This window comes from Aureivirga sp. CE67 (genome assembly GCF_015767245.1).
Lineage (GTDB): Bacteria > Bacteroidota > Bacteroidia > Flavobacteriales > Flavobacteriaceae > Aureivirga.
Genome location: NZ_JADOTV010000001.1, coordinates 624374 through 637587 on the forward strand (window position 1 = coordinate 624374; position 13214 = coordinate 637587).

General features: G+C 31.5%; 13 protein-coding genes. 4 read left to right on the plus strand and 9 right to left on the minus strand.

What is annotated here, in order from left to right:
* Window positions 1-38: 38 nt before the first annotated feature.
* On the minus strand, window positions 39-2225 hold the full coding sequence (locus I0K12_RS02745) for a glutamine synthetase III (protein ID WP_196885361.1): 2187 nt from the start codon (window positions 2223-2225) through the stop codon (window positions 39-41).
* A 407-nt stretch (window positions 2226-2632) separates the two neighbouring features.
* Between I0K12_RS02745 and I0K12_RS02750 the strand changes: the two genes are divergently transcribed.
* Both I0K12_RS02750 and purE read left to right on the plus strand, forming a co-directional pair.
* Window positions 2633-3781, plus strand: coding sequence for a 5-(carboxyamino)imidazole ribonucleotide synthase (locus I0K12_RS02750; RefSeq protein WP_196885362.1), 1149 nt, complete (start codon window positions 2633-2635; stop codon window positions 3779-3781).
* Window positions 3782-3816: 35 nt separating this feature from the next.
* Window positions 3817-4305 carry a 5-(carboxyamino)imidazole ribonucleotide mutase gene (purE, locus tag I0K12_RS02755; RefSeq protein WP_196885363.1) on the plus strand — a complete coding sequence of 163 codons (489 nt, stop codon included), beginning with the start codon at window positions 3817-3819 and terminating at the stop codon, window positions 4303-4305.
* Window positions 4306-4380: 75 nt separating this feature from the next.
* Here purE and I0K12_RS02760 read toward each other — a convergent pair whose 3' ends face one another.
* From I0K12_RS02760 to I0K12_RS02790, 7 genes are all read right to left on the minus strand, one after another.
* Window positions 4381-5052 (minus strand): hypothetical protein, encoded by a 672-nt coding sequence (locus tag I0K12_RS02760; RefSeq protein ID WP_196885364.1) that lies wholly within the window; start codon window positions 5050-5052, stop codon window positions 4381-4383.
* A gap of 321 nt (window positions 5053-5373) precedes the next feature.
* A complete protein-coding gene (locus I0K12_RS02765) occupies window positions 5374-6294 on the minus strand; it encodes an SDR family NAD(P)-dependent oxidoreductase (protein WP_196885365.1) in 921 nt (306 codons plus the stop codon).
* Between the two features lie 179 nt (window positions 6295-6473).
* On the minus strand, window positions 6474-7064 hold the full coding sequence (locus I0K12_RS02770; RefSeq protein ID WP_196885366.1) for an SRPBCC family protein: 591 nt from the start codon (window positions 7062-7064) through the stop codon (window positions 6474-6476).
* A 21-nt stretch (window positions 7065-7085) separates the two neighbouring features.
* Window positions 7086-7484, minus strand: a complete 399-nt coding sequence (locus I0K12_RS02775) for a DUF4345 domain-containing protein (RefSeq protein WP_196885367.1) — start codon at window positions 7482-7484, stop codon at window positions 7086-7088.
* 82 nt (window positions 7485-7566) lie between these two features.
* Window positions 7567-8406 (minus strand): helix-turn-helix domain-containing protein, encoded by an 840-nt coding sequence (locus I0K12_RS02780; protein WP_196885368.1) that lies wholly within the window; start codon window positions 8404-8406, stop codon window positions 7567-7569.
* A 112-nt stretch (window positions 8407-8518) separates the two neighbouring features.
* On the minus strand, window positions 8519-9280 hold the full coding sequence (gene tpiA / locus I0K12_RS02785; RefSeq protein ID WP_196885369.1) for a triose-phosphate isomerase: 762 nt from the start codon (window positions 9278-9280) through the stop codon (window positions 8519-8521).
* 30 nt (window positions 9281-9310) lie between these two features.
* Window positions 9311-10387, minus strand: coding sequence for an ABC transporter permease (locus I0K12_RS02790; protein ID WP_196885370.1), 1077 nt, complete (start codon window positions 10385-10387; stop codon window positions 9311-9313).
* 112 nt (window positions 10388-10499) lie between these two features.
* Between I0K12_RS02790 and pyrF the strand changes: the two genes are divergently transcribed.
* The gene (gene pyrF, locus I0K12_RS02795) at window positions 10500-11324 is read left to right on the plus strand and encodes an orotidine-5'-phosphate decarboxylase (RefSeq protein WP_196885371.1); all 825 of its coding nucleotides are present in this window, start codon (window positions 10500-10502) and stop codon (window positions 11322-11324) included.
* 496 nt (window positions 11325-11820) lie between these two features.
* On the plus strand, window positions 11821-12714 hold the full coding sequence (gene fabD, locus I0K12_RS02800; RefSeq protein ID WP_196885372.1) for an ACP S-malonyltransferase: 894 nt from the start codon (window positions 11821-11823) through the stop codon (window positions 12712-12714).
* A gap of 60 nt (window positions 12715-12774) precedes the next feature.
* Here the strand turns inward: fabD and I0K12_RS02805 are convergent, their stop codons facing one another.
* Window positions 12775-13197: a Rieske 2Fe-2S domain-containing protein gene (locus I0K12_RS02805; protein WP_196885373.1), complete on the minus strand. Its 423-nt coding sequence runs from the start codon at window positions 13195-13197 to the stop codon at window positions 12775-12777.
* Window positions 13198-13214 lie beyond the last annotated feature (17 nt).

A 13214-nucleotide genomic window follows, 5' to 3' on the forward strand; every position in this document is an offset into this window, starting at 1 on the left:
AGTATATAATAAATTACAAAGCTATTCTTATCCTAGTGTTATTTTGTGAATAATAATTCTCTGTACTTAGTTAATGGCCATAATTCATCATCAACAATTAGCTCCAATTTATCACAGTGGTAACGGATTGTATCGAAGAAAGGTAAAACCTGGTCGCAATATGCAGCAGATTTCTCTTCAATATTTTCAATTTTATTAGCAACTTTTCTCATATCGATCATTTCACTAATCTGAGAGTTGATTGCTTCGATGTGCTTAGAGATCTTTTTGATTAGAATAATTTGCTCTTGTGCTAATTCTTTAAACTCATCTCCAAAGATTTTCTTTAATCCAGCTACGTTTTCAATCAAAATATTTTGATATTTAACCGCAGTTGGAACTACATGATTTCTTGCGATATCTCCTAAAACTCTAGATTCAATTTGAATTTTGTGTGTGTAGTTTTCTAACTCAATTTCATAACGAGCTTCTACCTCCACTTTATTCATAACAGCAATATCTTCAAAAAGCTTGATTGCTTTATCAGAAACTTTTGATTTAAGAGCAACCGGAGTTGTTTTGTTGTTACTTAATCCTCGTTTCTCAGCTTCTTTTTCCCATTCGTCTCCATATCCATTTCCTTCGAATAAGATATCTTTTGAAGATTTGATGTACTCTCTCAATACATTGAAAATAGCATCATCTTTCTTCATTTCTTTTTCTTCGATTAACTTATCAACAGCAACCTTGAAATCTTTTAATTGCTTAGCAACAATAGAATTTAAGATTGTCATCGGATCTGCACAGTTCGATTGAGAACCTGGAGCTCTAAACTCGAATTTATTTCCTGTAAATGCGAAAGAAGAAGTTCTGTTTCTATCACAGTTATCTAACAAGATAGAAGGAATTTTCCCTACCACATTTAATTTTAAATCTGTTTTTTCTTCAGGAGTTAATTTCCCTTTACTTACACCTTCTAATCCAGCTAAAACATTTGTTAATTGCTCTCCGATAAATACAGAGATAATTGCTGGTGGAGCTTCGTTTGCACCTAATCTATGATCATTTGATGCAGAAGCAACTGTTGATCTTAATAAATCTTCATAGGTATGTACAGCTTTAATTGTATTAATGAAGAAAGTTAAGAATTGAAGGTTACTCATTGGAGTTTTTCCTGGACTTAATAAGTTTACACCTGTATCTGTAGAAAGAGACCAGTTGTTGTGTTTTCCAGAACCATTTACTCCTTTATATGGTTTTTCGTGTAATAAAACTTTAAAGTTATGTCTGTTTGCAACTGCTTGCATTACATCCATCAATAAAGAGTTGTGATCCACAGCTAAGTTTGCTTCATCAAAAATTGGAGCTAACTCAAATTGCGTTGGCGCTACCTCATTATGACGAGTTTTTGCTGGAATTCCTAAACGCATACATTCTTGCTCTAAATCAGACATGAATGCCATTGCTCTTCTAGGAATTGTTCCAAAGTAATGATCATCTAACTGTTGTCCTTTTGCAGCAGAGTGTCCTAATAATGTTCTACCAGTAAGTACGATATCTGGACGACTTTGAGCTAAAGCAGTATCTAATAAGAAGTATTCTTGCTCCCATCCTAATGATGAGTTTACTTTCTTTACATTCTTATCAAAATACTTACAAACAGCAGTTGCATGTTCATCTACAGATTTTAAAGCTCTTAATAATGGCGTTTTATAATCCAAAGCTTCACCTGTATATGAAACGAATACTGAAGGGATACTTAAAGTAGTACCGTGGATGAAAGCAGGAGAACTTGGATCCCAAGCTGTATAACCTCTTGCTTCGAAAGTGTTTCTAATTCCTCCATTTGGGAAACTAGAAGCATCTGGTTCTTGTTGAACTAATTCGCTACCTCCAAATTTTTCAATAGCCAATCCTCCTCCGATTGTTTCAAAAAATGCGTCGTGTTTTTCTGCGGTTCCTCCAGTAAGAGGTTGAAACCAATGTGTGTAGTGTGTTGCCCCCATTGAGATTGCCCATTCTTTCATTGCAGCTGCAACTTGATTAGCTAAAGAACGATCAATTTTCTCTCCAAGTTGAATGGCATTCATTACACCTTTGAAAGCTTCCTTTGTCAAATATTGACGCATTTTAGTTTCATCGAATACATCTTCTCCGAATAACTGAGAGCGTCTTTTTTCTTCTTTAATAGGGACTGGCTTACGATCCAAAGTCTCTTTTAATGCTTGAAATCTGATTTTTGACATTTTATAAAAATTAGTTGTGTTGTTTTGTTGTATGCAAATTTATAAAAAAAATAAAATAACCCTATTTTTTTTAGGGTTATTTATATTTTATTTATTCTTTTCCAATTTTAACCCCTACAAAAAATAGAGTGTAAAATATATTTTATAATTTTGTATGAAATTTACGCAATATAGTCTGAGTAAATTTTAACAAATAAACAATTAAAGATAATCAACATTTAAAACACTGATTTTTATTTTATTATAAAATTTTTCTTAAAAATCGAATTAAAGAGAAAGAATATAAAATTGAATTATTTGGACTAAAATTATAATTCTTGACTATTTTTGCTTCGTTTTAAAGTTTAAATAGAAATAAAACAAAGCTTTAAACCAAAACAACAACACACAACACAACTAAACATAAAATGAAAAAATCGTATTTCTCTACTGATTTTAAACTAGGAGTTCTAGGAGGAGGACAACTAGGAAGAATGCTTTTGTCTGAAACGCAAAAGTATGATGTATTTACAAGTATTTTGGATGCAAGTGCTGACGCTCCATGTGCAAAATTTTGCAATGAATTTGTACAAGGAAGTTTAATGGATTTTGACACTGTTTACAATTTTGGAAAAACGGTAGATGTCTTAACTATCGAAATTGAGCATGTAAATATTGAAGCTTTAGAACAATTGGAAAAAGAAGGAAAAACTATTTATCCTCAACCAAATGTTTTAAAAACAATTCAAAATAAAGGAAATCAAAAAGATTTTTATACAAAAAACAATATTCCAACTGCTCCTTATAAAAGGTATGAAACTGTTGAAGAATTGAAAAATGATTCTCATGAATTTCCTTTTGTTTGGAAATCTACACAGTTTGGTTATGATGGAACTGGAGTAAAAGTAGTTCGCACAGCTGCAGATTTAGAAAATTTACCAGAAACACAATGTATCGCGGAGCAAATGATTCCTTTTAAGCATGAATTAGCGGTTATTGTCGCTAGAAATGCTGATGGAGAAGTAAAAACATATCCTGTAGTAGAAATGGAATTTCACCCAGAAGCAAACCAAGTGGAATATGTAATTTGTCCGGCAAGAATTTCAGATGAAGTTGCAGAGAAAGCTCGTGAAATCGCATTAAATGTTGCAGAAGCTTTTGATCATGTTGGGCTTTTAGCTGTAGAAATGTTCCAAACGGAAGATGATTCTATTTTGGTAAATGAAGTTGCACCAAGAACACATAACAGTGGACATTATAGTATTGAAGCTTCTTTCACTAATCAATTTGAACAACATCTTCGTGCAGTTTTAAATTTACCACTAGGAAATACAGACAGTAAAGTTGGTGGAGTAATGGTAAACCTTGTTGGTGAAGAAGGTTACACAGGAAATGTTCATTATGAAAATATTGAAGAAATCATGCAATTAGATGGTGTAACACCACATATTTATGGAAAGAAAATGACAAAACCTTTCCGTAAAATGGGACACGTTACAATTGTAAATAAAGACATCAATAAAGCGAGAGAGATTGCACAAGAAGTAAAGAAGAAAATTCGTGTGATTGCTGAATAATTGAAAAAATAATAAAAGAACAACACAACAAAAATATGGCACAAGTAGGAATTATTATGGGAAGTAATTCAGATCTTCCTGTAATGCAACAAGCAATTGATTTTTTAAAAAGTATCGAAATTGAAGTAGAAGTAGATATCGTTTCTGCACACAGAACTCCAGAAAAATTAGTGGATTATAGTAATAATGCACACAAAAGAGGAATTCAAGTAATCATTGCAGGAGCTGGAGGAGCAGCGCATTTACCAGGAATGGTAGCTTCTATGAGTCCGCTTCCAGTTATTGGAGTTCCTGTAAAATCAAGAAATTCAATCGATGGTTGGGATTCTGTATTATCTATTTTACAAATGCCAGGAGGAGTTCCTGTTGCAACAGTTGCTTTAGATGGAGCTTTGAATGCAGGAATTTTAGCTGCACAAATTATTGGTGCTAGCGATGCTAAAGTTTTAGATAAAATTATTGCTTACAAAGAAGGATTAAAACAAAAGGTTTATAAAGCTTCTGAAGAAGTTAAAAATATTTAATTAAAATATTTACAAAAAAAAGCGTCATATTTACTTGTTAAATATGACGCTTTTTTATATCTCTTTTAGAAAATGTTACTCTTCAATAGTTAATTTTTGGAATTCTCCTGTAAATGTTTTTTGGAAACATCTATTTTCAGAAAAACTAAAATAAACATCAAAACATATTGAATATTGGTTTTCACCTAGTTTCTCAATAGAAGCAACACCATTTCCAATATCTTCAACTGTTTCACAGTCTCCTGTTTCATAGTCACAATTAACTTCAAAATCAGATAATAAAACACTTAAATATGGTTGTTTTAAATCATTAAGATTAATTGTAGGATAATCTCCTGGTTGTAGACCTGATAATCCAGCAGAATAAACTTCTAGTTTTAAGTAATATGTATCGTTTTTAAATGTAGGGTTTTGAAAATCATTAAATTTATCAAATTCACCATCTGTTAAGTAAACTTTAGTACTTGACAAATCATCTACTCCATCATTATCTACATCTGAAGGGTAAGAATCTACAGTGTAAACATTATTAATTTCTAAGTGATTATACTCGCTATAATCACAATCTAATTTTTGATTAAAAACATCAAGCATATAAATATCATTACAACCTATACTTTTTGTATTATCAACATTATTATTGTTATTTTCTTCAATAACTTGTTCTGTTGGACTATCATCTTTTTCACAGCTAAAAATTGATAAGGTTAAAACAGACGCTAAAAGTACTTTTAAATAATTTTTCATAATTTTTATATTTTTCCACAAAAGTATAATGCATTTAGTAATTATTATATCTTTAATATTAAATTATTGAATATTATGTTAAATAATAAGCAATTAAAATCTAAAAACAATAATAACTATGTACATAAAAACAAAAACATCAATCATAAAAACCTGATTTTCATTTTTTTAAACCAAAATAAATAGTAAATTTAGGAAGAAATAAAACGTTTGTGGAGACCAGTGTAAAACTGAAAAAATAAAACCTCATTGTAGTTGACTACTTTGAGGTTTTTTCCTTAAAAAGGACATTGTAATAGAAAAAAAAGAATTAAAGAAATATCAAATAAAACTTTGTATTGCCGTATAAGCGTTTTCTTGATATTGTTCGTTTTTTAAATCTTGAAATATAACACTCTGCTCCATTATCGGTCCTGTAAGAACGTTTTCTTTACTTGCATAAAAATTTCCACTTTTCAAGCTTGGGTTACTGATACTATCTACAAAACGTTTTGCTCCTTTTGGCAAACTATGCGATAATCCCATCAAAGGCATAAAAATTGGCATTCCGATATATTTGAACATTATTTTCTGTAAAAAAGGTAAATTATCAAAACCTTCAGTTCCTCTAGTTCCTCCTGGGCTAATACTTAAAAATTTGATATGTGGATATTTTCTAGCCATTGCTGACATCCAAAGTGTTCCTCCATATTTGATTACACCATAAACTTGAAGTGCATCAAAATCATTTCCAAAATACTCCCCATTAAAAACTCCTATAAAATCTTCAACAGATGAGTTTTTCAACTCTGGACGTTTCATCCCTGTTTTCTTGATTCCTCTTGCTGCTTCCGAACTTGCAAAAAGAACCGTTTCTTTTAATTTATTCGATTTCAATAATTCATTTACCAAAACCACATGTCCTAAAAGATTAATTGCAGTAATCGTTGTTACACCATCTTTTGTCAAAGCTCTAGGTGTTTTTCCTCCAACTCCACCAGCATTCAAAATAATTGTATCAATTGGTTCCTTCAAATGATTTACAGCTTTCTTCACAGAATCTGTATCCGAAACATCTAGAATAATAATCTCGAAAATTTTCCTTCCTGTTATTTCTTCCAAATCTTTTTTTGCTGCTTCTGCTTTTGCTCTGTTTCTACAAGCTAAATATATTTTTTGTGTTTCGTTTTTTAATGCTAATTGTCTTGCTGTATCTTTTCCAATTCCTGTATTGGCTCCTGTTATCATTACGATCTTGTTCATCACTTTTCTTTTTAAAAATTAGAATAAAACACGGTTTTGAGTAGAAAATAATTTTTGAAAAACCCCTCTCAATTAAAAGAGGGATTTGGGGATAATAATACATGTACAGATTTCAAAAATTCAACCGTGATGTTTTTAAAATATTAATTACGTTTTTAAAGATTTAATCCAAAAAAAGTCTAACCTTTATACTTCTTTTTTATCTCTTTAAAATTTTCTTTGTTCACGATTTCACCCGTAAGTACATGATGTTCTACAGCCAAAAGATAATCCGCGATATCTTTTTTGAACTGACCTTTTGCAATCCACCCTAAAAATGCTGGTTTTGTTCTTAAAATCATGGTCATTTTTAGTTTCGATTGTTTTTCAGAAATTTTCTCCACTTTATAAATTCCATAAGTATAATCTGTATTTAATGGAATTCCATCTGTGTGGTAAATTTTCACTTTGAAAGTGTGGTTTACAGCATCAAATTCGATCTGTTTTTCTTCCAAATACTTTGTTCCTTCCTCATTGAAATTACATCTTCTAGAAGCATTAACTCCTCCTGTAATATGCCCTTGATTGTATTCTGAACTAACAATTTTCGGATGTGAATTTGCAATTGCTCCAAAATCTTCACCAACAACTCTCCAAACATCTTCTACTGGAGCATTAATGATTCTTTCTACAGAAAATTCAATTACTTTTTTATCCTTTTTTTGTGCGAAAATTTGTGTGGAGAATGCAATAAGAATTAAGGATAATCCTATTTTAAAAATCGATTTCATCATATTTTGTTTTAAATTTTACTACTCTTGTTTATTACGATTTTTTAGAAATAGAATTAATCCAATAATTCCTAATACAAACTCTAGTCCCGTAGCTTTTTGCAAACTGTCCACTGGCATTCCGTCTACGATGATACTTATTAATCTTCCTAAGCCTAATGTTAGAAAAAGCAAAGAAGATGTTAAGTTAGAAGTGAAAGTCAATTTTTTATTAAATGCTCCAGAAATTGTCAAAATCCCTACAGAAAGAACTAACATCCCGAAAGCTCTCACATCATTTAATAAATTTACATTTCCATTGATTTCAATTGCAGCAGTTGTTTTCATTTCTGTTGGAATAATCAACGTTGAACCTCCTATAAATGCGAGAATTAATCCCGAAATAACAAGGAAGATTTTTAATACTTTTGAATTCTTCATGATTTTATCTTTTCAATTACATGACAAAGTTCCTGAAAAGACGTTGGCTGAATTTCTTGTTTCAGCTCAAAAACTGATCATTTTAGCTCAAACGGTATTCTGAAGGTGTTTTTTTGAAAATTTTAGTGAAGTTTCGGTTAAAAGTAGCCAAAGAATCAAATCCAACATCAAAGGCGACATCAGAAATTCTCAACTCTTTATTATGTAAAAGCTCGGCAGCTTTTTCTACTTTTTTCTTTAAAATATATTGTTTTGGACTGTCATTAAATACTTCTTTAAATTTTCTTTTAAAAGAAGAAACACTTAAATGACAAAGCGTAGCTAATTCATCTAGCGACAAATTTGCGTATAGATTATTTTGAATTGTAGTTTTAAAAGCAACTTCATTTGGCTTAAAAAGTGCAGCCAAAAAATCAAGTTGCGAAGGAATTTCTTGAGATTTTGTAATCAATAAGATAAATTCTTTCAATTTAGTTTTAATCATACTTTCATCGGCAAGTTCTGGATTATCCAAAAGAAGATCAATACTAGCTCGATAATTTTCCAGAAGTTTATCAATCTGAATTTGCTTTAAATTATAATCCAAAGAATAATTGGAAGAATTTATATCGAATTCAAAAAGATCTTTAATCAAAGAAGGATAAAGAAAAATTCCAACAGATTCAATCTCATTATCACATTGATTTTTCTTTCCATTTATTGGTTCAAAAAAGTAGTTCATACATTTTGCCAATAATCCTTGATTTTTGTTTAAAGTGATTAAATTTTCTTGAGAACGAATATTCACTTCTCCTTTATTTACAAACATAAAACATGCTTCATCTTCCACATAATGTTTCAATGTTCTGTTGAAATAAGGCATCGAAAGTTTGATAAAAACAACTCGATCTTTATAAGTAATTATTTGTTCTTTAAATTCCATTTAATCTTATAAAATCCTATTATTTCCCCTCTTGAGAGGGGCTAGGGGTGTGTAAATTATTTTATAAAATGAAAACCCAAAGAATAGAAATTCTCTGGATTTTCTTTATTTTTTAAATCGTAGCATTCACAATTGCAGTAAAATCATCTGCTTTTAAAGCTGCTCCACCAATCAATCCTCCATCTACATCTGGCTTAGAGAAAATTTCTTTTGCATTTCCTGGTTTTACACTTCCTCCGTATAAAATAGAAATTGTTTCCGCTAATTCAGAAGAATAATTTTCAGCAATAAATTTACGAACATACGCATGAATTTCTTGTGCTTGCTCAGGACTTGCAGTTTCTCCTGTTCCAATTGCCCAAACTGGCTCGTAAGCTAAAACGATATTTTTCCAGTTTTCAGCATCCAATTCGAAAAGTGCTTTTTCAATCTGAGAAGCAACAACTTCAAAGTGTTTCCCATCTTTTCTTTCTTCTAATTGTTCTCCAAAACAAAAAATAACTTCTTGATTATTTGCAATCGCTTTTTCTACTTTTTTCTTTAAAATTTCGTCTGTTTCTCCGAAATAAGTTCTTCTTTCAGAATGTCCAATAATAACAGAATTCACATCGATTTCTTGTAACATTTTTCCTGAAATCTCTCCAGTGAAAGCTCCATTATCTTCAAAGTGCATATTTTGTGCAGCAACTTCAATGATTGTATCTTCCACAGCTTCTGTAGCAGCGTATAAGTTCACAAAAGTTGGAGCAACGATTACTCTTGTATTTGGTAAAGAATCTGCGTTGATTTTCGTTTTTAATTCTTTGATTAAGGAAACAGATTCAGAAAGTGTCAAATTCATTTTCCAGTTTCCTGCAACAATATTTTTTCTCATCTCTATTGAGTGTTTATTTTTATATGAAATTTAGTTTAATCGAACTTTTGGATCTAGCCAAGTATAAATGATATCCACAAAAATATTAATTATAATAAACATAGTAGCTATCACCAGAACACTTCCCATTATTACTGGTAAATCGGAAGTATTTAATGCATTTACAACTTCTTTCCCTAAACCATTCCAGTTGAAAATATATTCTACAAAAACAGCTCCTGCAAGAAGCGAAGCAAACCATCCTGAAATTGCTGTAACCACAGGATTCATCGCATTTTTTAATGCATGATTTTTTATTATTTTAAAAGAAGAAAGTCCTTTTGCTTTTGCTGTACGAATATAATCTTGGTTTAAAACATCTAAAAGTGAATTTCGCATCAACTGTGAAACCACGGCAAGTGGACGAATTCCTAGAACAATAGCCGGTAGAATCAAGTTTTTCCATTGAATAAAAACTCCATTTCCAAAATCATCTACTTCATACAAACTTCCTGACATATTTAGATTTGTGTATTTATGCAATACGAATCCGAAAAGCCAAGCAAAAAGAATTGCAGAAAAGAAAGAAGGAATTGACATTCCGAAAGTACTGATAATGGCTATTGTTTTATCAAAAACAGAATCTTTATACAAAGCAGAAATTACTCCGAGAATTACTCCGATAAATAAAGCTATAGAAATAGCAGCAACGGCTAGAATTGCTGTATTTGGCAAAGTTTCGGCGATAATAGAATCAACGCTTTTTCCTGTTTTCTGAAAAGAATCTCGTAGATATGGTGCTTTTAAAACCACATCAAAATCGGAAACATGTAATAGTTTTGTATAAGAATAATCATGTGCTTCTAGATTTGTAAAGGATTCTTTGTTGTCACTATGAAAAGAAATTGGAGATAAATCATTTAAATAATAAAGATATTGCGTAGACTTAGGTAAGTCAAATCCATATTTTTTTCGAAGAATTTCTAATTGCTCACTATCTTCTCTTTCGCTCAACATCATCCTAGCAGGATCTCCAGGAAGAATATAAAACAATAAGAAAATAACCGTCACAACTCCCCAAAGAGTGAAAATTCCGTAAATAACTTTATTAAATATAAATCTCAACAATGTTTCTCCGTTTTTAGATATACAAATATCAGATTATTTTTGAATTAAAGATATTTTGAAAGGCATTTTTCCAGCACATAAGAAAACATTAATTTTGCACAAACCACACAACATGACAAAACAAGAATTAATCGCAGAGATAAAAAAGAAGAAATCTTTTCTTTGTATCGGACTGGATGTAGATTTAAATAAAGTTCCTAAACATTTATTAGAAACAGAAGATCCAATTTTCGAATTCAACAAACAAATCATCGACGCTACACATCATTTGGCTGTAGCTTATAAACCAAACACCGCATTTTACGAAGCATACGGAATCAAAGGTTGGAAATCTTTAGAGAAAACTATCCAATATTTGAACAAAAATTATCCGGAAGTTTTCACTATAGCGGATGCAAAACGTGGAGATATCGGAAATACTTCAACGATGTATGCAAAAGCATTTTTTGAAGATTTAGAATTCGATTCTGTTACTGTTGCTCCTTACATGGGAAGCGATTCTGTAGAGCCTTTCTTAGCTTTTGAAAATAAATTCACGATTCTTCTTGCTTTGACTTCAAACAAAGGAGGTTTGGATTTTCAAGGTTTAAAAACACCAGAAAATACTTTTATTTATCAAGAAGTTTTAAAAACTGCTACAACTTGGAAAAACTCGGAGCAATTAATGTTTGTAGTTGGAGCTACAAAAGCGAGTTATTTCGAAGATATTCGTAAGATTGTTCCAAATCATTTCTTATTAGTTCCTGGAGTTGGAACGCAAGGTGGAAATCTTCAAGATGTTTGTAAATATGGATTAACGGACGAAATCGGTCTTTTAATCAATTCTTCTCGTGGAATTATTTATGCGGATAACACAGAAAATTTCGCTGAAGGAGCAAAACAAAAAGCAGCTGAGCTTCAAAAAGAAATGGAAGAAATTTTGGAGGCAAAGTTTTAGGGAAATTAATATTAAAGAGTAAATATTGTCTTGTTTGAAATCGAATCAAATTATTTGTTTTGATTTGAAACACACCCCTAGCCCCTCTCGAGAGGGGAATTTGGTAATTTTCTTCTTTGAAAATATTAAAATTAAAGCGGTAAAATTCATTATATATACTAATGGATTTATCGCTTTTTTTGTGTTTATATGGAATGTTTTTTTGCGTTAGGGATTGGAGTGGTTAGCTTTTGTTTTTCAAAAATTAGAAGTTCTTGGGAAACGGAGGCGACCAACGGAAGCCCACGGATGACCTAGAAATTCTTTTTTTGAAGAACAAAACTAAAAACGGAAAGCCCAACCTGAAGCTGGAGCGTAGAGGAAGCGAAAGGGAACGCCCATAGAATAAGCATAGTGAGTTTATATTTGCTAAACTTTGTTAATAACTATTCTTTAAAAAACAGCTCTTTAAAATTGTTTTGCTATTTTTGTCAATCAATAATTTAAATTAAAATTGATGAAAGCATATATTTTCCCTGGTCAAGGGGCTCAGTTTTCGGGAATGGGTCTTGACTTATATGAAAATTCAACAATAGCACAGGAATTATTCGAAAAAGCGAATGATATCTTAGGGTTTTCTATTACGGATACCATGTTCGAAGGAAGTGCAGAAGATTTAAAACAAACTAAAGTTACGCAACCTGCAATTTTCTTGCATTCTGTAATTTTAGCAAAAACTTTAGGAGAAGATTTTAAACCAGAAATGGTAGCTGGACACTCTTTAGGAGAATTTTCGGCGTTGGTAGCAAGTAATGCTTTATCTTTTGAAGACGGGTTACGTTTGGTTTCTAAGAGAGCGATGGCGATGCAAAAGGCTTGTGAAATGCAACCTTCTACAATGGCTGCTGTTCTTGGATTAGAAGATGCAGTTGTGGAGGAAGTTTGTGCTTCTATCGATGGTGTAGTAGTTGCTGCTAACTATAACTGTCCTGGACAATTAGTAATTTCTGGAGAAATCGAAGCAATCAACAAGGCTTGTGATGCATTGAAAGAAAAAGGAGCTAAAAGAGCTTTAGTTCTTCCTGTAGGTGGAGCTTTCCATTCACCAATGATGGAGCCTGCTCGTGAGGAATTAGCTGCTGCAATTGAAGAAACAAACTTTGCAACTCCGTCTTGTCCAATTTACCAAAACGTGGTTGCTAGTGCTGTAACAGATCCTGCGGAGATTAAGGAAAACTTAATTAAGCAATTAACTGCTCCTGTAAGATGGACGCAATCTGTACAACAAATGGTAGCTGATGGTGGTTCTGAGTTTATCGAGGTTGGTCCTGGTAAAGTTTTACAAGGATTAATGCGTAAAATCGATAGATCTGTAACTGCAAGTGGAGCTACTTTCCAAGTTTCAGAATAATTTTCGAGAAGAAATAAAAAAGAAAAGCGACTTAGATATCTAGGTCGCTTTTTTATGTTTTTAATTTGTGATTCGCAACATATCGGTTGCTTGGTTATAAGTTGCTCGGTATTCTCTTGCGAAAGATGTAATACCTTCTGAAAGTGGCGAACCATTTAAAATATTAAACTCACTATCATCACATGGACAAAGTAATCTTGTACTTCCTTTTACAGTCATTGCATTACAAGAATTCACATCCAAATGTGGGCAAGCTCTTTCGAAAGCTTTAAAAGTTTTTCCGTTTACATTATAAATAATTATTCCTTGAATTCCTCCTTGCGCATAAGCTATTCCTCCTGGAGTTCTTAGAGAAATAAATTCTGGATTTCTTAGGTTTAAATTCAGGTTTACGTTATAATTTGGTAAGTTATCATTCGTTTCATTTTCTTCGCAAGACATGAATAACAAACTAAATATAAATACAATAAATACGTTTTTCATTTTTTATAAATCTATTA